Below are 19,898 nucleotides of genomic sequence, written 5' to 3' on the forward strand. Positions count from 1 at the left end.
GGTCGGTCAGGCGGGCGCGACGACGCCCGACGGCGCGGCGACGGTCTCGCCGTCGACGTCCACGCACTCGAGGAGCTGGTGGAGCTCGTCCTCCGGGACGGCGACGGCGCGCGACGCCCGGCGGTCCGAGCGGCCCGAGCCGGACTCGGCCGCGACGAGGCGGGACAGCAGCACGAGGGCGCGCGCGCCCATCTCCTCGCGCGGGATGGAGAAGCCCGACCAGCGGCGCCCGCCCGGGCGCCCGTGGTGCGGCTGGCCGAGCAGGAGCACGGAGACGTCCGCCGGCACGCGCACGCCCCGGTCCTCGAGCTCGTCGACGAGCTCCTCCGGGGAGTTCTCGGGTGCCACGACGACGGCGGTGAGCCGCTGGTCGACGATCTCGGCCGCCGTCGCGGGCACGTCGTCCAGCTCGACGAACCGGACGGTCAGGCCGTGCGCCTTCATCGTGGCGCGGTAGGCGTCGACGCGGTCGAGCGTCGGCTGGTCGGTGCCGCGGGGCCCGACGTACCCGATGCGCTCGTGCCCGAGCTCGACGAGCCGCTCGACCTGGCGCGCGGTCGCCGCGACGTAGTCGGCGCCGACGTAGGGCAGGCGTCCGCCGTCGCTGCCGCGCTTGCCGATGAAGACGAAGGGGTAGTTCGTGTCGAGCAGGTGCTGGAGCTCGCCGCGGTCCTCGTGCTGGCCGAGCAGCAGGCAGCCGTCGGCGATCCCGAGGCGCTGCCAGCCGTCGCGCGTGAGGCGGCGGCGCCCGTCGACGACGCGCGCGCTCGTGAACAGCAGGATGTCGATGCCCAGCTTCTCGGCCGCGTGCTCGATCCCGACGAGGAACGGCCCGTAGAAGTCGCGACCGGAGCGCGGGAACGTCGCCTCGTAGGTGAAGACGCCGAGGATCTGGTTGCGCCCGCCCGCGAGACGCTGCGCGACGGGGTTCGCCGAGTAGCCCGTGATCCGGATCGCGTCGAGCACGCGCTGGCGCGTCTCCTCGCTGATCCGCACCCCCGCGGGCGTGGAGTCGTTCAGCACGAACGAGACCGTCGCCTGGCTGACGCCCGCCATGGCGGCGACGTCGGCCTGGGTGATGCGGTGCCTCGGCATGGATCCTCCTCGATCACGTCGTCGATGACGTGGAAGGAGTCTCGCCAGGCCGGGCCCGGCCGGTCAACGAGGTAATACGCATTATTACGCCGGGACCCGCGCGGCTCCGCGGGTGGGCGGGCGCCGGGTGATCCGCATAATGCCCCGGTCGTCGCCGTGGCCGGGCGTGCGGCGCGGGAAGCACGACGGGCCCGGGGCCGCACCGTGGTGCGCCCCCGGGCCCGTCGCCCCCCTGCTCGCGCGGCGCGCTACCCGCAGGTCAGCGCGCCGTACGGCGCGGTCGTCGTCCCCTGCCCGACGCCGTCCGTCCCGACGACCTCGACCGTCGCCTCGCCCGCCGCGACCGTCGTGGCCCGCGTCGCGAACGACTGGTACGCGCTGCGCCCGGGCGCGACGTCGGCCACGGTGCGCTCGCCGAACGGCGTCGCGAGCCGGACCGCCACCGCGTCGTCGCCCGCGGGGCGCGCCGTCACGGCCACGTACGCGCGGCCCGCGAGGCACCGCGTGACGGCCTCGACCTCGACCGCGGGCTCGTCGTCGTCGCACGCCGCCGCCTCCTGGGCGGTCGGCGTCCAGCGGAACCAGTCGAACGACGCGACGATCTCCGGCGGCGTCGCCGAGCCGCGCATCGCGAACGGACCGACGCCCGTCGCCCGGAGCGCCGCCACGTCCACCGTGCGACCCCACGGCGCGAACTCGACGCCGTCGACCGACACCGACGCCTGCACGGCGGTCCCGTCGCTCGTCAGGCGCAGCCAGAAGGTGTCGCCGAGGCCCGCCGGCGGGACGACCGAGTCGAAGCCGGTGTTGCGGTCCGTGCCGTTCTGGCGCCAGATGAACTCGACCCGCGGGCCGAGCGACCCGTGCACCAGGTCGAGCTTCGCGTAGTTCGCGTCGTCGCGGTACAGCAGGAGACCGCCCTGCTGGAACCGCTCCGTCGGGGAGACGGAGACGGCCGTCGTGACCTCCCACGACCCGGCGGGCACGGCCTGGAGCGGCAGCGCGGCGCCCGCGACGCCGGTCGGGTACGCCGGGACGCGCAGCGCGCCGTCGACGAGCTCGTGCCGGGCCGTCCCCGGCCGGACCACGGTCCAGCGCGCCGGGTCGAGCGTCGTGCCGTCGAACTCGTCGGACGCCGCGCCGCTGCACCGCTCGCGCAGCGGGTCGGGGTCCTGGCCCGGCTCGGGGGGCCGCACGGCGTCGGGGTCGCGCTGCGCCCACGCGATCGTCGCGCCCAGGCGGTCGCCGGACTCGTAGAAGAGGTACGTCTCGTCGCCGTCGGTGACGATCTCCGGGGCTGCGACCCGGCCCGTGTCGTCGCCCACTCCGCTCGCGCGGTGCAGCTCCCACCGCGGGCCGACCTGCGTCATCGTCGGGTCGAGCGTGCGGGCGAACGTGATGCCCGTGGAGCCGTGGTAGATCACGTACAGCTGACCGTCCCACTCCCACAGGTTGCCGCCGGACACGTTGGTGCCGGTCGCGGCGTCGGGCACGACGAGCGGGTCCGGCCGCACGACCCAGGTCTTGCCGTCGACCGACTCGGCCAGCTTGATCCGCCGGATGTTGTCGGTCCGGTTCTGCATGTACGTCATGGCGAACCGGTAGCCGGACGACGGGTCCGGGTGCTCGACGACGCGCGCGTACGACGTCTCCGTGGTCCCCGCGCCGCCGTCGGCGTTCGTCAGGGCGACGCCGGAGTCGTCGAACGCGAGCCCGTCGGGCGACGTCGCCCAGCGCGTCGTGGAGTTCTCGCCGTGGAAGTACAGGAGCACCTGGTCCGTCGCGTCGTCCCACAGGACGTCGGGCGACGAGACGTGCGAGACGCGCTCGTAGAACGGCAGCCACTCGTCCGCGACGATCGGGTTGTGCGCGTACTCCGTCCACGGGCCCTCGAGCGAGTCGGCGTACATGACCGAGATGCCGCCCGGGGAGTCGTGCGGGGCGTAGTAGAGGTACCACTCCCCCAGCGGGTCGTCGAGGTACGCGCCCGCGTGGAAGACGCTCGGGAAGATGAACTCGTCTGTCGGGTTGTAGATCATCGACTCCTTGTCGGTGACCACGCCGCGGTACTCGAACACGGGCAGGTCGGACGCGGACGGGCCGTCGGTCGTCGCTCCGGTCGTCACCCCGGTCGTGGTGGCGGCCGTGGCCGCGGGCGGCGGTCCCGCGGCGAGGGCCGTCGCGGGGACGACCGCCCCGGCGGCGAGGACCGCCGTCAGGGTGGCGACCGCCGTCGCCACGGCGCGCGGTCTGCGGCGTGGTGCTGCTGCTCGGGTTCTCACAGGGGACCTCCGTCGGTTCCTCGCCGGCGGCGTCGTCGCCGCCGGGCGCCACGTGGAGACGTGGGCTGGTGGCAGTGTCGCCGGAGGGGCGCGGGGCAGGTCAAAGGGATGATGCGCATTATTAGCGTGCTCACGGTGCGCCGGGCCGCGACGCTAGAGTCGTCCCGACCGCACCCGAACGTCGGACATCAGACGTATTGACCGGAGGATCGCCCCGTGCCGCTCTTCGACCTGCCCCTCGCCGAGCTCGAGACCTACGCCCCCGCGCTCGACGAGCCTGGCGACCTGGACGCCTTCTGGGCGCGGACCCTCGCGGAGTCGCGCGAGGCGGGCGGGGACCTGGCTCGGTCGGTGCGGCTGGAGCGCGTGGAGACCGGCCTCGACCTGGTCGTGGTCGACGACGTGACGTTCCCCGGGTTCGCCGGCCAGCCCGTCAAGGCGTGGCTCGTGCGGCCCGCCGAGGCTGCCCGTGCCGCCACGGCCGGCGACGGCGCCCCGCTGCCCGCGGTCGTCGAGTTCCTCGGCTACGGCGGCGGCCGCGGGCTGCCCCACGAGCACCTCGCATGGGCGAACGCCGGGTACGCGCACCTCGTCGTCGACACGCGCGGCCAGGGCAGCCAGTGGGGCAGTGGCGGCGGCACTCCCGACCCGGCCGGGTCGGGGCCCGCCGTCCCGGGCGTCCTCACGCGCGGCATCGAGGACCCGCACGACCACTACTACCGCCGCGTCTTCACCGACGGCGTGCGGGCGGTCGACGCCGTGCGCTCGGTGCCCGGCGTCGACCCCGAGCGCGTCGCCGTGCACGGCGTGAGCCAGGGCGGCGGCATCGCCATCGCCGTCGCGGGCCTCGCCGACGGGCTCGTCGCGGCCCTCCCCGACGTCCCGTTCCTGTGCCACTACCGCCGCGCCGTCGAGATCACGGACCGCGACCCGTACCGCGAGCTGACGCGCTACCTCGCCGTCCACCGCGACGCGGAGGAGACCGTGTTCCGCACGCTGTCCTACCTCGACGGGGCGGTGCTCGGCCGCCGCGCCACCGCGCCGGCGCTGTTCTCCGTCGCGCTCATGGACCAGGTCTGCCCGCCGTCCACCGTCTACGCGGCGTACAACGGCTGGGGTGCGGCCGCCGGGGCGGCTCCCGGCGCCGAGCGCGCGATCGACGTCTACCGCTACAACGAGCACGAGGGTGGCCAGGGCTACCGCTTCGCCCGTCAGCTCGCCTGGCTGCGCGACCGCTAGACCGCCTGGCTGCTCGACCGCTGGACCGCCTGGCTGCGAGACCGCTAGACCGCCTGGCTGCGAGACCGCTAGACCGCCGGGCCGCGCGACCGCGAGGTCGCGCCGCCCGGCGCGGCGCGCAACCGGCGCAGCGCGACCGCCTGGGAGCCCGCGAACAGCCCGACGTCCGCCGCGACCGCGAGGACCGCGAGCAGCACGAGGACGCCCGCCGTCGTCGCCGAGAACGCGGCGACGGCAGCGGCGGCCACGACGTTCGCGACCATGACCGTGCGCAGGGCGGCGCGCAGCGGCAGCCGCGCGGTCATCCAGACGACGGCACCCGCCCACGCGACGACCGCCACCCCGAGCCCTGCGAGGACCGGGACCGGCACCCGCAGCGCGGGTGCCCACGACGGCGCGAGGGCGGCGACCACGACGCCGAGCACGAGGCAGTACGCGGCGTCGAGCCGCAGGCTGAGCAGTCCGAGCCGTTCCCCCACCATGTCGGCGAGCCTACGCGCACGACCCGCGGGGGCGCGCCCGCTGCCGGCCGGGTGGTCAGTGCGCGACGACGCGCGCGCCCGCCGCGGGGGCCGTCGTGCACCACACGGTGTCGCACGCGTCGTTCGCGGTCCACGAGGCCGCGATCGCGAGCGCGTGCTGGCGGCTGCGGGCCAGCGCGGCGACGGTCGGGCCGGAGCCGGACACGATCGCGCCGAGCGCGCCGGCCTCCGTCGCGACGTCGATCGTCCGCTGGAGCTCGGGCCGCAGCGCGAGCGCCGGGCCCTGGAGGTCGTTGCGCAGCACCTGCCCGAGCCCGACGGCGTCGCCCGCGCGCAGGGCCTGCATGAGCGCGGTGTCCTCCGCGAGGTCCAGCTCGGCGGGCCCGCCCACGGTCTCGTCGAAGGTGCGGTAGACCTGCGCGGTCGACAGGCCCTCGGCCTGGACCGCGAACACCCAGTGGAACTCCCCGCGCGTCATCGCGGGGGTGAGCACGTCGCCGCGCCCCGTCCCGACGGCGGTGTGCCCGACGAGCCCGAACGCGACGTCGGCCCCGAGCCCCGCGGCGAGGCGGACGAGCTCGGCGCGCGGCACGCCCGCGTCCCACAGCGCGTCGCACGCGACGAGCGCGGCCGCGGCGTCGGCCGACCCGCCGGCCATGCCGCCCGCGACGGGGACCTCCTTGTGGATCTCCAGCCGCACGTCCGGGTCGAGCCCCACGTGCTCCGCGAGCGCGACGGCGGCGCGCCACGCGAGGTTCGTCTCGTCGGTCGGCACGGCGTCCGCCTGGAGGCCCGAGACGCTGAGCGAGACCCCGGAGCCGGGCGGCACCTGGTGCGCGACGACGTCCTCGCTGAGCCCGACGGCCTGGAAGATCGTCACGAGCGGGTGGTAGCCGTCGTCCTGCACCGCCCCGACGCGCAGCGAGAGGTTGACCTTGCCGGGCGCGCGCACGCGGACGGACGGGGGCGGCGCGAGGGAGATGCTCGGCGGGCGCGGGGGTGTCACGCGTCCACTGTGCCAGGTCGGCCGGTGGGTCGCTCCGCGGCGGGGGCGGCGCCGCGCGCGGGACGGTCGGCGAGCCCGACGCGGCGGACGAGCTGCTCGGCGACGCGCGCGAAGGCCGCGACGTCGAGCACCTCGCCGCGCGCCTGCGGGTCGACGTCCGCGGCCTCCAGCACCTCGGCCGCGACGCTGGCGGAGCCCGCCAGACCGGACAGCGCCGAGCGCAGCATCTTCCGGCGCTGCGCGAACGCGGCGTCCACGACGGCGAAGACCTGCTCGCGGGTCGCTGCGGTGGCGGGCGGCTCGCGGCGGTCGAGCGCGACGAGGGCCGAGTCGACGTTGGGGACGGGCCAGAACACGGAGCGCCCGATCGTGCCCGCGCGCCGCGCGTCGGCGTACCAGGCGGCCTTGACCGACGGCACGCCGTACGTGCGCGACCCGGGCGGCGCGGCGAGCCGGTCCGCGACCTCCGCCTGGACCATGACGAGCACGCGCTCGAGCGAGTCGAAGCGCTCGAGGAACGTGAGCAGCACGGGCACCGCGACGTTGTACGGGAGGTTCGCGACGAGCGCGGTGGGCGGCTCGCCGGGCAGCGACGTGACCTCGAGCGCGTCGGCGCCCACGACCTCGAGCCGGTCGCCGACGTCGGGCACGTGCGTCACGACCGTGTCCGGGAGCTGCCGCGCGAGGACGGGGTCGATCTCGACCGCGACGACGCTCGCGCCGGCCTCGAGCAGCCCGAGGGTCAGCGAGCCGAGCCCGGGCCCGACCTCGACGACGCGCTCGCCCGGGCGGACGTCCGCCGCGCGCACGATCTTGCGGACGGTGCCGCCGTCGTGCACGAAGTTCTGGCCGAGGGTCTTGGTGGGGCGGACGCCGAGACGCCCCGCCAGGTCACGGATCTCGGCCGGACCCAGCAGGGCGCCTCGGGTATCGCTCATGGGACGCAAGCCTACCGACCCGGCGCCGACCGGCCCTCGCCGGGGACGACGAAGGGCGGGACGCCGTGCGCCCCGCCCTTCGTCGTCGTCCACCGGTCCGCCCTCAGGCGGCCGGGTGCGTGCCGTACGGGCTCAGAGGAGCCCGAGCTTGCGCGCGCACGCGGGCCACTGGCCCCAGCCCGAACGGGCCTGGAGCGCCTGGGCACGCTGCGTCTGCTCGGCCGCCGAGGCCTCCGACGGGAGGCCGGAGCCGCCCATCGCCCGCCACGTGGAGAGCGAGAACTGGTAGAGGCCGTAGTAGCCGTTACCGGTGTTCGTCGCGGGGTTGCCCCCGGACTCGCACTGCGCGAGCGCGGACCAGACCCCTGCCGGGGCCGACCCGAGGTCGGCAGCCGGGGCGGGTGCCGGGGCGGACGAACCGCCCGACGAGGAGCCGCCCGACGACGAGGACGACGAGCGCTGCGGCGCCGCCTGCTTGGGCTCCGGCTTGGGGCGCTCCTTGGTGCCCTGCACGAGGATCTTGTTCACCGGCGGCGTCGTGACGCCCTCGGAGACGAGCTCGCGGGACTCCTCCACGCCGTCGACCGTCGTGACGCGGTGCACGGTCGTGTGGACGCCCTCGGCGCCCTCCTGCTTGACGACCGGGTCGAGGTCCTTGAAGCGGTCGGCGTCCTCCTCGGTGACCGTCTCGAACGGGACGGCCGCCTCGGTGGGCACCTCCTCGACCTTGACGCGCTGCACGACGAGCGAGACGGGCGCGGCGTCCGCCGCGGCCTCGGTGTCCTCGGACGTCGCGGCGGCGGCCGGCTCCTCGGTGGCGGCCGCGTCGGCGGCGGGCGCCTCGGCCGGGGCCGCGGCGGCCTGGGCCGCCTCGACCTGCTCGGTCTTCTCGACGTGGACGCGGTCGAGCTCGCCGAGCTGGACGCCCTGCTGGTCGAGGATCGCGTCGATGCCGATGCTGCCGTCGGGGGCGACCTTGGTCTCGCCGTCGACGACGACGTTCACGGGGCCGTCCGCGTCGAGGCGGATCGGGAGGGAGGCGCGCTCGCCGGAGCGCGACGCCACGAGGCGCACGTCGCTGCCGCGCGAGGCGAGGGTCGTGAGGGCCTCGTCCGCGTCGAGCGACGTGAGCCACACGGAGGACTGGGAGCCGTCGACCTGCACGGGCACCTCGCGCCCGTAGCGCACGACGACGTCGCCGCCGCCGCGCAGGGCGGAGTCGACGTCCGGGACGACGAGGTCGCGGTCGCCCACGGCGACGTCCTGCTCGGCGAGCAGGCCCTCGACCGAGCCGGCGAAGGTCGTGACGGTGGTGATCTGGCCGTCGACGTCGAGCTCGACGGTCTTGCGCGCCTGGCCGTAGGCGACGGCACCGGTCGCGAGGAGCACGACGGTGGTCGCGCCGGCGACGAGCGGCCAGCGGCGGCGACGGTGCGCGGTGGTGGTCGCGGGGCTCTGGGGGCTCTCCGCGAGGGTCTCGGTGGTGTCGGGGGTGATGTCGGCGCCCTCGGGGGCGCCGGCCGCGTCAGCGGTCCGGTGGAAGGGGTTCTTCACTCGGGTCCAGTCGTCGTGCGTCCCGGGCACGGAGGCTCGACGGCGCGTGGCACCACCCGTGGCCCACGGCGGACTGACGTCCTCCGCGGCGGGCGCACACGTGCGACCACGGGTCTCGAGCGGCCGATCCGGCTGCCGGCGCCACCCTCGGCACCCCTTCCCCAGGGCCCGTCGACGGCGCACCGCTCGCGTCGGTCCGGGCACGTCCCGCCGGTCCGGGTGGACCGTCGGAGCACGCCGTTCACGCGCGAGCGACGATCGACCGTAACCGATCTGTTATCGAAGTCCAACCCCTGGGGGGATACGCTGGCGAGTTCTGTCCGGATTTCGGCGTGAATGTCGTGCGCTCTCCACGAGTCCCGCACGCCGCCTCACGCGCCCTCCCCCTCCCCGTGCTCGTGCCCGTGCGCGCGCCCGGCGCGCGCGCCGCGCGCCCCGAGCCGCGCCAGGACCGTCGCGAGCTCGGGCGGGTCCAGCACGGTGACGTCCACGTCCAGGCTCAGCAGGAACCCCGCGACCTGGGCGAGCGACGTGCCCCCGGTCTCGAGCACGCACGCGTCGGGGCCGTCGTCGGCGAGGGCGCCCGCGACCGGGGAGAGCCGCTCCGCCACGACGCCCGCCGGGGCGTGCAGCCGCACCCGCACGGGCCGCGCCCACGCGGCGGAGCCGACGCCCCGCACGACGTGCGCGACGGCGTCGCCGCCCGGCACGGGGCGCGGGACGAACCGCGGGCCGCCGGGCGTGCGCAGCGTCAGCCGGTCCACGCGGAAGGTGCGCCAGTCGTCCCGGTCGAGGTCGAACGCGAGCAGGTACCAGCGGCGCCCCACGTGGACGAGGCGGTGGGGCTCGACGGCGCGGGACGTCGTCGTGCCGTCGTGCGCGCGGTAGTCGAGGCGCAGCCCCGTGCGTGCGGCGACCGCCGCCGCGACGTCGGCCAGCACCTGCGCCCCGACGGCGGGCCCACCGCCGGGTGCGCTCACGACGGCGGCGCGCAGGGCGTCCGCCCGGACGCGCAGGCGGGCGGGCAGGACCGTGTCGAGCTTGACGAGCGCGCGCGCCGCGACCTCCTCGACCCCGGCGATCGACCCGGTGGCCGCGGCGCGCAGCGCGACCGCCACGACGGTCGCCTCCTCGTCGTCCAGCAGCAACGGCGGCAGCGCCGCCCCCGAGCCCAGCCGGTACCCGCCCGCGGCTCCCGGGGACGACCGCACCTCGTAGCCGAGCAGGCGCAGGCGCTCGACGTCGTTGCGCACCGTGCGGGTCGTCACGCCCAGGCGGTCGGCGAGCTCGGGCCCGGACCAGGACGCGCGCGCCGGCAGGAGCGCCAGGAGGCGCAGGAGCCGGACCGAGGTGTCGAGCACGTCCCCAGCGTGCCGCACGATGCGGAACCGCACGTTCCGCAGCGGGGTCTACGGTCGACGTGTCGGCCCCGCCGGGGGCGGCGGGAGGACGGCACCGGGCACCGCCCGACGACGGAGGAGACGACGATGCTGCGTGGGATGGCGACGCTGAACCTGTGGGCCGACGACCTCGAGGCCGCGGGCGCGTGGTACGCGGAGGTGCTCGGGACCGAGCCCTACTACGTGGTGCCGGGCGGGTACGTGGAGTTCCGCGTCGGCGACCGGCAGGACGAGCTGGGCATCATCGCCCGGTCGTGGTCGCCGCGCCCTCAGCCGGGCACCCCGGGCGGCGCGATCGTGAACTGGCACGTCGACGACGTGCGGGCCGCCTTCGCCCGCCTCCTCGCCCTGGGCGCGACGGAGTACGAGGGCGTCGTCGAGCGCGGGCAGGGCGAGGGCTTCGTCACCGCCTCGGTCGTGGACCCGTTCGGCAACGTGCTCGGGATCATGCAGAACCCGCACTACCTCGAGATGCTCGGGCGGTAGCGGCGCGACTGCGGAGCGGTCAGTACCAGCCCTTGGCGACGGAGTGGGACCACGCGGAGCACGGCGTGCCGTAGCGGCCCTCGATGTACCCGAGGCCCCACGTGATCTGCGTCGCCGGGTTGGTGCGCCAGTCGGAGCCCGCGCTCGCCATCTTGGAGCCGGGGAGCGCCTGCGGGATCCCGTACGCGCTCGAGCTCGGGTTGTCCGCGTCGACGCGCCAGTTGCTCTCCTTGGTCCAGAGCTTGTCGAGGCACACGAACTGGTCGTCGCCCCAGCCGCGCTGCGCGGCGAGGGAGCGGCCCACGGCGCGCGCCGAGCCCGGGTCCACCGAGACCGAGACGTCCATCGTCCCGACCTTGATGACCTCGTTCCGCGGCTCCGTCGTGACCGTGCGCGTGAGGACCGTGCGCGACACCTCGGCCCCGCCGAGCGTCTGCACCGAGTAGGTCGTGACCGCCTCGCCGACGCGACCGGACTGCACGACGACGCGGTGCCCCTGCGGGAGCGTCGGGTCCTCGCGCTCCTCCGTCTCGAACGGCAGGACCTCCGTGACCGTGTCCGCCGTGGCCGCCGCGCGGCTCACGAGCACGAGCATCCCGTCCACCGCCGCGGCGTCGAGCGGCGCGGACGTGCCGTCGCCCTCGGCCAGCACGATGCCCGCGGTCGCGAGGACCCCGCGCACCGTGGGCTCGGCCGTCGTGATGGGCATGACGGCGCCGTCCACCGCGACGTGGACCGTCTTGAGCGTGGAGACCCGGATCGGCTCGCGCCCGAGGGCCTGCGTGCGCGACACCTCGGTCATGGCGCCCTCGGCGCGCGGGCCGAGGTAGGTGAGCAGCTCGCCCACGGTGCGGGCCGTCGTCGGGATCGTCTGCACCTGGCCGTCGATCTCGACCGTGACGTCGTGGCTCGTGCGCACGACGATCGTGCCGCCGTCGCGCGCCGGGTCGGCGAGCGCGGGCTCGACGAGGTCCTGCTCGCCGACCGCGACGCCCTGGTAGTCGAGCACCGCGGCGACAGTGCGCCCGTACGCGGAGACCTGGTGCAGCTCGCCGTCCACGTCGAGCGTGACGTCCTTGTGGAGCGTGGCGAACGCGCCGGTGACCCCGACGAGGCTCGCGACGACGAGGCCCTGGGCCGCGAGGCGCTGCACGCGCCGCCGGCCGGTTCCGTCAGGTGCGAGCACGCGGGCGGTCCCTTCTGCGGGAGGACGCCCGCCGGCGAGCGCCGGGGGCGAGGTGCGGGACGTCGTCGGCGCGGGGCGCGCGACGCACGGACCCGACCGTAGCCGAAACGTGACCTGGCGCGAAACCTCGCAGCCCTCGCGCACCGGACGCGGTGCGCCCGCCCGGGTGCGTGGTCGTCACCAGGGGCCGTACACCGCGACGGAGGTCGCGGCCAGGCGCTCGCACACGTCCGCGAGCGGTCGGTCCACGACCTCGGCGACGGTACGGACCGTCGTCGGCAGGACGTACGGCGCGTTGGGCCGCCCGCGGTACGGGTGCGGCGTGAGGTACGGCGCGTCCGTCTCGACGAGGACCTGCCCGAGCGGGACGGCGCGCAGCGCGGCCCGCAGCTCGTCGTTCGCGCGGAACGTCACCGGGCCCGCGAAGGACAGGTACCAGCCCTGCTCGGCGCAGAACCGGGCCATCGCGGCGTCGCCCGAGTAGCAGTGGAAGACCGTCCGCTCGGGGGCGCCGTCGCGCGCGAGGACGTCGAGCACCTGCGCGTGGGCGTCGCGGTCGTGGATCTGGAGCGCGAGGCCGAGCTCCTTCGCGAGCGCGACGTGCGCGCGGAACGCCTCGCGCTGGACGGCCTCGCCCCGGGCACCGGTCCGGAACAGGTCCATCCCGGTCTCGCCGATCGCGCGCACGCGGTCGTTCGCACGCGCGATCGCCGCGATCTCCGCGACCGCGTCGTCGAGCGGCACGTCGTGGTGCGGCCGCGGGTCGGGCTCGAGCCCGTCCGGCCCGACCTCCCGCACCCCGCCGTGCAGCACGGCCTCGTTCGGATGGATGGCCACGGCCCCGAGCAGCCGCCCGACCCCCGGCGCCCCCGCGCCGCCGACCAGGTGGTCCTGGCTCGTCCCCGCCTCAGCACGCGCCGGATCCGCCTGCTCGCGACCCCAGACCGCCTGGTCGCCGCGCAGGAGGGCGTCCGTCCAGCGGGCCGCCGGGAGGTCGCAGCCCACCTGCACGACCCGGTCCACGCCGACGGCCGCCGCCCGGGCCAGGTGGTCCACGACGGTCGGGGCAGGGGTGCCCTCGGGGAGGACGTGCGCGATCGAGTCGAGGTGCGTGTGGTTGTCCACCACCGGGACCGGCAGCGGCTCCGGGTCCGGCGGCCAGCCGCGCTCGCGCTGCTTGGCCACCGTCAGGCGCCCTCGCGCAGGCGGTCGAGCTCCTCCTCGACGATCGAGTCGTCGAGCTTGGTGAACACCGGCGTCGGCTTGCCGACCGGGGTGCCCGGCACGACGGCCTTCGGCTCCCACGTCGCCAGGCCCTCGGCGCGGTAGTCGCCCGTGATGACCGGGTAGTGGCGCGAGTCGTCGTCGAGGTCGGCCACCTCGTCGATGCGCGGCTGCGCGGCGAACGTGCCCGTGCCGCCGAACGCCTCGTGCACCTGCTGCGCCGAGTGCGGCAGGAACGGCGACAGGATCGTGTTGAGGTCGCTCACGGCCTGGGTCACGGTGTGCAGCACGGTCGCGAGCCGGTCCGGGTCGGTCTTGAGCTTCCACGGCTCGGTGTCCGACACGTACTTGTTCACCTCGCCGACCGTCTTCATCGCCTCGGCGACGGCGGCGCGCTGGCGGTGCGTCGCGATGAGCTCGCCCACGCGCCCGAACGCGGTCGTCGTCGTCGCGAGGACGCCCTCGTCGATCGGCTGGCGCTGCCCCGGCTCCGGGATCGCCCCGAAGTTCTTGTGCACGAGGTTCGCCGTGCGGTTCACGAGGTTGCCCCAGCCGGCCACGAGCTCGTCGTTCGTGCGGCGCTGGAAGTCGGCCCACGTGAAGTCGACGTCCTGCGTCTCCGGACCGGCGGACGCCACGTAGTACCGGAACGCGTCGGGCTGGTAGCGGGCCAGCATGTCGCGCACGTAGATGACGACGCCGCGCGACGACGAGAACTTCTGGCCCTCGACGTTGAGGAACTCGCTCGACACGACCTCCGTCGGGAGCTGGAGGTTCCCGTAGGCCCCCGGCGCCCCGCCCTTGCTCCCCCGGCCGTCGTAGCCGAGCAGCTCGGCCGGCCAGATCTGGGAGTGGAACGTGATGTTGTCCTTGCCCATGAAGTAGTACGACCGCGCCTCGGGGTCGTTCCAGAACGCGCGCCACGCGTCCGGGTCGCCGCTGCGCCGCGCCCACTCGATCGACGCCGAGAGGTACCCGATCACCGCGTCGAACCACACGTAGAGGCGCTTGCTCGAGTTCTCCTCCCACCCGGGCAGCGGGACCGGGATGCCCCAGTCGATGTCTCGCGTCATGGCGCGCGGGCGCACGTCGTCGAGCAGGTTGAGCGAGAACTTCAGGACGTTCGGGCGCCACGCGGTGCGCGTGCGCAGCCAGTCCCCCAGCGCGTCGACGAACGCGGGCAGGTCGAGGAAGAAGTGGTTCGACTCGACGAACTTCGGCGTCTCGCCGTTGATGCGGCTGTGCGGGTTGATGAGGTCGATCGCGTCGAGCTGGTTGCCGCAGTTGTCGCACTGGTCGCCGCGCGCGCCGTCGTAGCCGCAGATGGGGCACGTGCCCTCGATGTAGCGGTCGGGCAGCGTGCGGCCCGTGGACGGCGAGATCGCGCCCATGGTCGTCTGCTCGACCATGTACCCGTTCTTGTGGACCGTGCGGAACATCTCCTGCACGACGGCGTAGTGGTTGCGCGTCGTGGTCCGCGTGAAGAGGTCGTACGACAGGCCGAGCTGGTGCAGGTCCTCGACGATGACGCGGTTGTACCGGTCCGCGAGCTCCTGCGGGCTCACGCCCTCCTTGTCGGCCTGGACGAGGATCGGCGTGCCGTGCTCGTCGGTGCCCGAGACCATGAGGACGTCGTGACCCGCCATCCGCATGTGCCGGCTGAAGACGTCCGACGGGACACCGAAACCTGCGACGTGGCCGATGTGGCGCGGCCCGTTGGCATACGGCCACGCCACGGCCGAGAGGATGTGGGTCATGGTGCCCGATCCTAGTCGGGCAGCGCCGCGCCTCGCGGCGGCGTCCACCGCCGGGGAACGAGCGCCGCCGAGCACGGGGTTGCCGACGTTCTCAGCTCCAGGACGTCGGCAACCCCGTGCTCGGCGGAGGGAAGGCGCGTGCTCAGTACCAGTTGACGGCCTGCGAGTGCGACCACGCGCCGCACGGCGAGCCGTAGGAGCCGGCGATGTAGTCGAGGCCCCAGGCGATCTGGGTCGCGGGGTTGGTCGCCCAGTCGGCGCCCTTGCTCGCCATCTTCGAGCCGGGCAGCGACTGCGGGATGCCGTAGGCGCTCGACGTCGGGTTGTCCGCCGTCGGGTTCCAGTTGGACTCCTTGGTCCACAGCTTCTCGAGGCACGTCCACTGCGAGCCGGTCCAGCCACGCTCGGCGGCCATGGCCTGCCCGATCGTGCGCGGGTCCTTCGGGCGCTCCTTCGTGCCGGTCGTGACGACCTCGTCCACGGGAGCGGTCGTCACCTCCTGCGAGAGCAGCTCGCGCGACTCCTCGACGCCGTCCACGAGGGTGACCTCGAACGTCGTCGTGGTGACGCCGTCGGCACCCGCCTGGGTGACGGCCGACTCGTCCGTGTACTTGGCGTCGTCGGGCTGCTGCACGGTCCCGTGCGGCACGGGGGTCGTGGTCTGCTGCTGCTCGACGACGACACGCTGCACGACGAGCGACACCGCCGGCGCACCCGGCTCGGGCGCCTCGACGCGCTGGACGCTCACGCGGTCCAGGTCGCCGAGCTCGATGCCCTGCTGGTCGAGGATCGCGGGGACGCCGATGCTGCCGTCGGGCGCGACCTTCGTCTGCCCGTCGGCCACCACGTTCACCGGACCGTCGGCGTCGAGGCGCAGGCCGAGCGACGCGCGCTCGCCGGACCGCGACGCGACGAGGCGGACGTCGCCGCCGCGCTCGGCGAGGGTGTCGAGCGCCTCGTCGGCGTCGAGCGCGGTGAGCCAGACGTCGGACTGCGCGCCGTCGGTCTGGACGGTGACCTTCTTGCCGAGGCGCACCACGACGTCGTCGCCGTCGCTGAGCGCGGAGCCGGGGTCGGGAGCGACCTGGTCGCGCGCGCCGACCTCGACGCCCGCGGCGTCGAGCGCGCCACCGACGGAGCCGGCGAGCGTGCTGACGGTGGTCGTCTCGCCGTCGACGTCGATCGTCACGGTCTTGCTGGCCTCGCCGTAGGCGACGGCACCGGAGCCGACGAGCGCGACGGCGGTGGCCGCCGTGACGATCGACCAGCGGCGCCGGCGCGTGGAGCGCAGGGTCCGGGCCGCGCGGGCGGACCGACGGGTGGCGTTCTCGGGGTTCTCGGGGCTCTCGGCGGTCGGCACCGCCTCGGGCGTGGCCTGGGGGGTGTGCGCCGTGACGTCGGCCGTCTCGGGCGCGCGGGAACGGAAGGGGTTGTGCACAGTGGTCCAAGTCGTCGGGGGCTCCCGGGCACGGGGGTCGACGGCGCGCACGCGCCCGCGGGGTGCTCCGCAGCGTGGCGGGCGCACCCGGTTCGACCAGCCGATCCGGCGTCCTGCGGCCCTCGGCGCCCTGGGCGCCCGGGAGAGGCCGCGTCCCACGGCCGGCCATTACACCTGTCCCCGGTGAGCGGCTACGCGAGACACTCGACCGTAACCGATTCGTTATCGCACACCAAACCGCCTGGTCAGCTCGCGCGTCCGGCGCGCACACTCCCGGGCGCTCACCCCGCCGGCGTCACCGTGACCCGGAGCAGCCGGTCGTCGCCGTCGCGCGGCTCGCCCCGACCGTCGGTGTTGCTCGTCAGCACGTAGAGCACCGCGCTCCCGTCGTCGCCGGGCGGCGTCGCCGGGTCGACGAGGACCGCGCGCAGCCGCCCCCGGTCCGTGAGCACCGCGTGCGGCGCGCCGAACGCCGCGGCGTCGGTGCCGCCGTCGGGCGAGGCGAACGGCACGCGCCAGAGCCGCTCCCCGCGCAGCCCCGCGAGGTACGCGCCCTCACGGGTCACGGCGATCCCGCTGGGCGAGGCGTCCGACGTCGGCCACGTCGCCACCGGGTCGACGAACCCGGCGGCCGCCCCGCCCGTGCCCTCGACGTCGGGCCAGCCGTAGTTCCCGCCGGGCACGACGACGTTGAGCTCGTCGAACGTGTCCTGGCCGAACTCGGACGCGAGCATCCGACCCGTCGCGTCCCACGCGATCCCCTGGACGTTGCGGTGCCCGAGGCTCCACACCGGCGAGGCCGGTTCCGGGTTGCCCGGCGCGGGGTCGCCGTCCACCGTGACGCGCAGGATCTTGCCCGCGAGCGCACCCGGGTCCTGCGCCGCACCGCGCTGCTGCGCGTCCCCCGTCGTGACGTAGAGGTGGCCGTCGGGCCCGAACGCGAGCCGACCGCCGTCGTGCGTGGACGCCGCGGGCACGCCCTCGACGACCGGCGTCAGGGCGGAGAGCTCGCGCCCCGCGAGCGTCCCCCGCAGCACCTCGTTGCCGTCCGGCGCGGTCCGGTACACGAACACCTCCCCCGCCGCGGCGCCGCCCGCCGGGCCCACCGCGACGCCGAGGAGCCCCGACTCGCCGCGCGCGACCGTGCCGTCGCGCAGGTCGTCCGCTCCCGGCCCGGTCACCGGCTCGACGGCGCCCGTCGCCGGGTCGACGACGACCAGCCGGCGCTCGTCGCGCAGCGAGACGAGCAGCGTGCCGTCCGCGAGCGCCGCGAGCCCCCACGGCGCCGGGAACCCGGTCGCGACCTCCGCCACGTCGACGCGCACCTCCGGCACGACGAGCAGGCCGTCGGCGGCCGGTGCCCGCGACGAGCCCGACGCGCCGGGCGTGCCGGGGTCGGCCGGCGCGGACGTGGCGGTCGTGACCGACGGCGCGGGGGCGGGCGCGTCGTCCGGCGCCCCGCCCGAGCACGCGCCGAGCACGACGGCGAGCCCGACGGCGAGCGCGGGCCCGCCGGCCCGCGCGGGCACGGCGGGACCTCGCCGGGCGGCCCGGGTTCCGTGGTGGCGTCGCACCTGCCCATCGTCACCCGGAGTGGCAGGTCGCGCCGGGGGGGCCGGGCGGGGACGACGGACCTTCGGCCCGCGCCGCCGGTCCTTCGGCGGCCACCCGGGCCGGGACGGCGAGGCATGCTGGAGGTGTCCCCGAGGTCCGGGGACGTGGGCGAGGAGGCGTGTGCACATGTCGCGGACGTACGTGGTGACGGGATCGGCATCGGGCGTGGGGGCCTGCGTGGCCGGGCTGCTGCGCGAGCGGGGCGACCGGGTCGTCGGCGTGGACCTGCGCGACGCCGAGGTCCAGGCGGACCTCAGCACCGACGAGGGTCGCGAGCGTGCGGTCGAGGAGGTGCTCGCCGCGACGGACGGCACGGTCGACGCCGTCGTCGCGTGCGCCGGGATCTCCGCGCCCGTCCCGACGACCGTCGCGGTGAACTTCTTCGGCGTCACCCGGTTCCTCACGGGCCTCCTGCCCGCGCTCGAGCGCTCGCAGGCGCCGCGCGTCGCCGTCGTGTCGTCGATGGCGACGCTCCAGCCGGTGTCCGAGGCGATCGTGGACGCGTGCCTCGCGGACGACGAGGACGAGGCCCTGCGCGTCGCCGGCACGCTCGCCGAGCAGGGCCCGCAGGTCGGGTACCTCGCCTACCCGTCGTCCAAGCGCGCGCTGTCGCGCTGGGTGCGCCGCGAGTGCGTGACGGCGGCGTGGGCCGGGCGGGGCATCCCGCTCAACGCCGTCGCGCCCGGGACGGTGCTCACGCCGATGACGACCCAGCTCCTGTCGACCCCGGAGTCGGTCGCGATGGTCGACGCCGCGGTGCCGATGCCCCTCAACGGGCACCAGTCGCCCGAGTCGGTCGCGTCGCTCCTGCTGTGGCTGACCGACGCCGCGAACACGCACGTCACCGGGCAGACGATCTACGACGACGGCGGCGCCGACGCCGTGCTGCGCGGCGACGACGTGTGGACGGGGACGGTCCCTAGCCCAGCCGGGTGAGCCCGCGGCGCAGGCCCCGGACGGCCTGACCGATGCGGTGCTCGTTCTCGATGAGCGCGAACCGCACGAACTCGTCGCCGCCGGGGCCGAACCCGACGCCCGGGGACACCGCGACGTCGCACTCCTCGACGAGGTGCGTCGCGAACTCGATCGAGCCCATGTCGCGGTACGGCTCGGGGATCCGGGCCCAGGCGAACATCGTCCCGCCGGGCTTGTGGATGTCCCAGCCGATGCGCTGCAGGCCGTCGTACAGGGCGTCGCGACGAGACTCGTAGACGGCCGAGATCTCCTGCGGGAACTCGGTCGCCTCGTTGAGCGTGACGGTCGCGGCGATCTGGATGGGCTGGAACGTGCCGTAGTCGAGGTAGCTCTTGAGCTTCGCGAGCGCCCCGACGACGTCGCGGCGCCCCACGAGGAACGCGACGCGCCAGCCCGCCATGGAGAACGACTTCGTCATCGAGTACAGCTCGACCGCCACCTCGCGCGCGCCCTCGCACTCCATGATCGACGGCGGCTCGAACCCGTCGAACGTCATGTCGGCGTACGCGAGGTCGTGCACGAGCACGACGTCCTTGTCCCGCGCCCAGTCGACGAGACGCTGGAGGTCCTCCTTGGTCGCCACGGTCGTCGTCGGGTTGTGCGGGAACGACAGCACGACGACGCGCGGCTTGGGCCAGCCGAGCTCCCACGCCTCGATGATGCGGTCGATGTACCCGGCGGCGTCGGTCCCGTCGCCGATGGGGACCTGGCGCGCGTCGGCGCCCGCGAAGTAGGGCCCCCAGATATGGATCGGGTAGCTCGGGGTGGGGACGAGCGCGACGTCGCCCGGCTGCAGCAGCACCCACATGAGGTGGCTGAAGCCCTCCTTGGCGCCGATGGTCGAGATGATCTCGGTGTCCGGGTCGAGGCTCACGCCGAACCGGCGCTGGTACAGCCCGGCGACGGCCTCACGGAGCTTCGGGATGCCGCGCGACGCGGAGTAGCGGTGGTTGCGCGAGTTCTGCGCGGCCTCGGCGAGCTTGTCGACCGCGACCCGCGGGCTCGGCAGGTCCGGGTTGCCGAACCCGAGGTCCACGACGTCGCGCCCCGCTCGGCGTGCCTCGATCTTGAGCCCGTCGATGATCGTGAAGACGTAGGGCGGCAGACCGGGGATCCGGCGGAACTCCATCGCAGTGCTCCAGCTCTGTGCGGCGCTCCCGGGCGCGGGGGTGCGCACGGGTCGCGGGTCTCGCAGGGTACGCCTGCCGCCCGACGACGTGAC

At 75.2% G+C, this 19,898-nt stretch carries 16 protein-coding genes; 3 read left to right on the forward strand and 13 right to left on the reverse strand.

What is annotated here, in order from left to right:
- Positions 1 to 6: 6 nt before the first annotated feature.
- Positions 7 to 1,095 carry a LacI family DNA-binding transcriptional regulator gene (locus tag MT994_RS15515; RefSeq protein WP_061268081.1) on the reverse strand — a complete coding sequence of 363 codons (1,089 nt, stop codon included), beginning with the start codon at positions 1,093 to 1,095 and terminating at the stop codon, positions 7 to 9.
- Positions 1,096 to 1,343: 248 nt separating this feature from the next.
- Complete coding sequence (locus tag MT994_RS15520) at positions 1,344 to 3,335, reverse strand: DUF1349 domain-containing protein (RefSeq protein WP_168944534.1); 1,992 nt, start codon at positions 3,333 to 3,335, stop codon at positions 1,344 to 1,346.
- Positions 3,336 to 3,593: 258 nt separating this feature from the next.
- On the opposite strand from MT994_RS15520, the gene MT994_RS15525 reads away from it, so the two are divergent.
- Positions 3,594 to 4,616, forward strand: coding sequence for an acetylxylan esterase (locus MT994_RS15525; protein WP_354806981.1), 1,023 nt, complete (start codon positions 3,594 to 3,596; stop codon positions 4,614 to 4,616).
- Between the two features lie 68 nt (positions 4,617 to 4,684).
- On the opposite strand, the gene MT994_RS15530 is transcribed toward MT994_RS15525, so the two are convergent.
- The 5 genes from MT994_RS15530 to MT994_RS15550 all read right to left on the reverse strand — a co-directional run bounded on the left by MT994_RS15530 (position 4,685) and on the right by MT994_RS15550 (position 9,957).
- Positions 4,685 to 5,098, reverse strand: coding sequence for a hypothetical protein (locus tag MT994_RS15530; protein WP_009864184.1), 414 nt, complete (start codon positions 5,096 to 5,098; stop codon positions 4,685 to 4,687).
- Between the two features lie 55 nt (positions 5,099 to 5,153).
- Complete coding sequence (locus MT994_RS15535) at positions 5,154 to 6,104, reverse strand: 4-(cytidine 5'-diphospho)-2-C-methyl-D-erythritol kinase (protein ID WP_081600140.1); 951 nt, start codon at positions 6,102 to 6,104, stop codon at positions 5,154 to 5,156.
- Positions 6,101 to 7,042, reverse strand: coding sequence for a 16S rRNA (adenine(1518)-N(6)/adenine(1519)-N(6))-dimethyltransferase RsmA (rsmA, locus tag MT994_RS15540; protein WP_251176949.1), 942 nt, complete (start codon positions 7,040 to 7,042; stop codon positions 6,101 to 6,103). Before rsmA ends, MT994_RS15535 begins: the two co-directional genes overlap by 4 nt.
- A 132-nt stretch (positions 7,043 to 7,174) precedes the next feature.
- Positions 7,175 to 8,626, reverse strand: a complete 1,452-nt coding sequence (locus tag MT994_RS15545; protein WP_354806983.1) for a transglycosylase family protein — start codon at positions 8,624 to 8,626, stop codon at positions 7,175 to 7,177.
- 341 nt (positions 8,627 to 8,967) lie between these two features.
- A complete protein-coding gene (locus tag MT994_RS15550; RefSeq protein WP_163188114.1) occupies positions 8,968 to 9,957 on the reverse strand; it encodes a WYL domain-containing protein in 990 nt (329 codons plus the stop codon).
- Between the two features lie 138 nt (positions 9,958 to 10,095).
- Here MT994_RS15550 and MT994_RS15555 point away from each other — a divergent pair, with 138 nt between their 5' ends.
- Entirely contained in the window at positions 10,096 to 10,482 is a 387-nt protein-coding gene (locus MT994_RS15555) for a VOC family protein (protein ID WP_251176950.1), read from the forward strand.
- A gap of 19 nt (positions 10,483 to 10,501) precedes the next feature.
- On the opposite strand, the gene MT994_RS15560 is transcribed toward MT994_RS15555, so the two are convergent.
- The 5 genes from MT994_RS15560 to MT994_RS15580 form a co-directional block, all read right to left on the reverse strand.
- Complete coding sequence (locus MT994_RS15560) at positions 10,502 to 11,668, reverse strand: ubiquitin-like domain-containing protein (protein WP_354806985.1); 1,167 nt, start codon at positions 11,666 to 11,668, stop codon at positions 10,502 to 10,504.
- Between the two features lie 177 nt (positions 11,669 to 11,845).
- Positions 11,846 to 12,853, reverse strand: a complete 1,008-nt coding sequence (locus MT994_RS15565; RefSeq protein ID WP_194521152.1) for a TatD family hydrolase — start codon at positions 12,851 to 12,853, stop codon at positions 11,846 to 11,848.
- A gap of 2 nt (positions 12,854 to 12,855) precedes the next feature.
- Positions 12,856 to 14,649 carry a methionine--tRNA ligase gene (gene metG / locus MT994_RS15570; RefSeq protein WP_251176952.1) on the reverse strand — a complete coding sequence of 598 codons (1,794 nt, stop codon included), beginning with the start codon at positions 14,647 to 14,649 and terminating at the stop codon, positions 12,856 to 12,858.
- Positions 14,650 to 14,791: 142 nt separating this feature from the next.
- On the reverse strand, positions 14,792 to 16,087 hold the full coding sequence (locus tag MT994_RS15575; protein WP_354806986.1) for a ubiquitin-like domain-containing protein: 1,296 nt from the start codon (positions 16,085 to 16,087) through the stop codon (positions 14,792 to 14,794).
- A gap of 281 nt (positions 16,088 to 16,368) precedes the next feature.
- Positions 16,369 to 17,616 (reverse strand): PQQ-dependent sugar dehydrogenase, encoded by a 1,248-nt coding sequence (locus MT994_RS15580; RefSeq protein ID WP_354806987.1) that lies wholly within the window; start codon positions 17,614 to 17,616, stop codon positions 16,369 to 16,371.
- A 211-nt stretch (positions 17,617 to 17,827) separates the two neighbouring features.
- On the opposite strand from MT994_RS15580, the gene MT994_RS15585 reads away from it, so the two are divergent.
- Complete coding sequence (locus MT994_RS15585; protein ID WP_061268073.1) at positions 17,828 to 18,637, forward strand: SDR family oxidoreductase; 810 nt, start codon at positions 17,828 to 17,830, stop codon at positions 18,635 to 18,637.
- Here the strand turns inward: MT994_RS15585 and MT994_RS15590 are convergent.
- Entirely contained in the window at positions 18,621 to 19,805 is a 1,185-nt protein-coding gene (locus tag MT994_RS15590) for an aminotransferase class I/II-fold pyridoxal phosphate-dependent enzyme (protein WP_354806989.1), read from the reverse strand. The genes MT994_RS15585 and MT994_RS15590 overlap by 17 nt on opposite strands.
- Between the last annotated feature and the right edge of the window lie 93 nt (positions 19,806 to 19,898).

Origin of the sequence: Cellulosimicrobium sp. MI9406 (assembly GCF_040595865.1) — a bacterium.
Lineage (GTDB): Bacteria > Actinomycetota > Actinomycetes > Actinomycetales > Cellulomonadaceae > Cellulosimicrobium > Cellulosimicrobium funkei.

Bases quoted from the DNA above. Each gene is read 5' to 3' on its own strand.
- MT994_RS15530 (WP_009864184.1), bottom strand. From the start codon at position 5,098: ATGGTGGGGGAACGGCTCGGACTGCTCAGCCTGCGGCTCGACGCCGCG.
- MT994_RS15555 (WP_251176950.1), top strand. From the start codon at position 10,096: ATGGCGACGCTGAACCTGTGGGCCGACGACCTCGAGGCCGCGGGCGCG.
- MT994_RS15585 (WP_061268073.1), top strand. From the start codon at position 17,828: ATGTCGCGGACGTACGTGGTGACGGGATCGGCATCGGGCGTGGGGGCC.
- MT994_RS15515 (WP_061268081.1), bottom strand. From the start codon at position 1,095: ATGCCGAGGCACCGCATCACCCAGGCCGACGTCGCCGCCATGGCGGGC.
- rsmA (WP_251176949.1), bottom strand. From the start codon at position 7,042: ATGAGCGATACCCGAGGCGCCCTGCTGGGTCCGGCCGAGATCCGTGAC.
- metG (WP_251176952.1), bottom strand. From the start codon at position 14,649: ATGACCCACATCCTCTCGGCCGTGGCGTGGCCGTATGCCAACGGGCCG.
- MT994_RS15590 (WP_354806989.1), bottom strand. From the start codon at position 19,805: ATGGAGTTCCGCCGGATCCCCGGTCTGCCGCCCTACGTCTTCACGATC.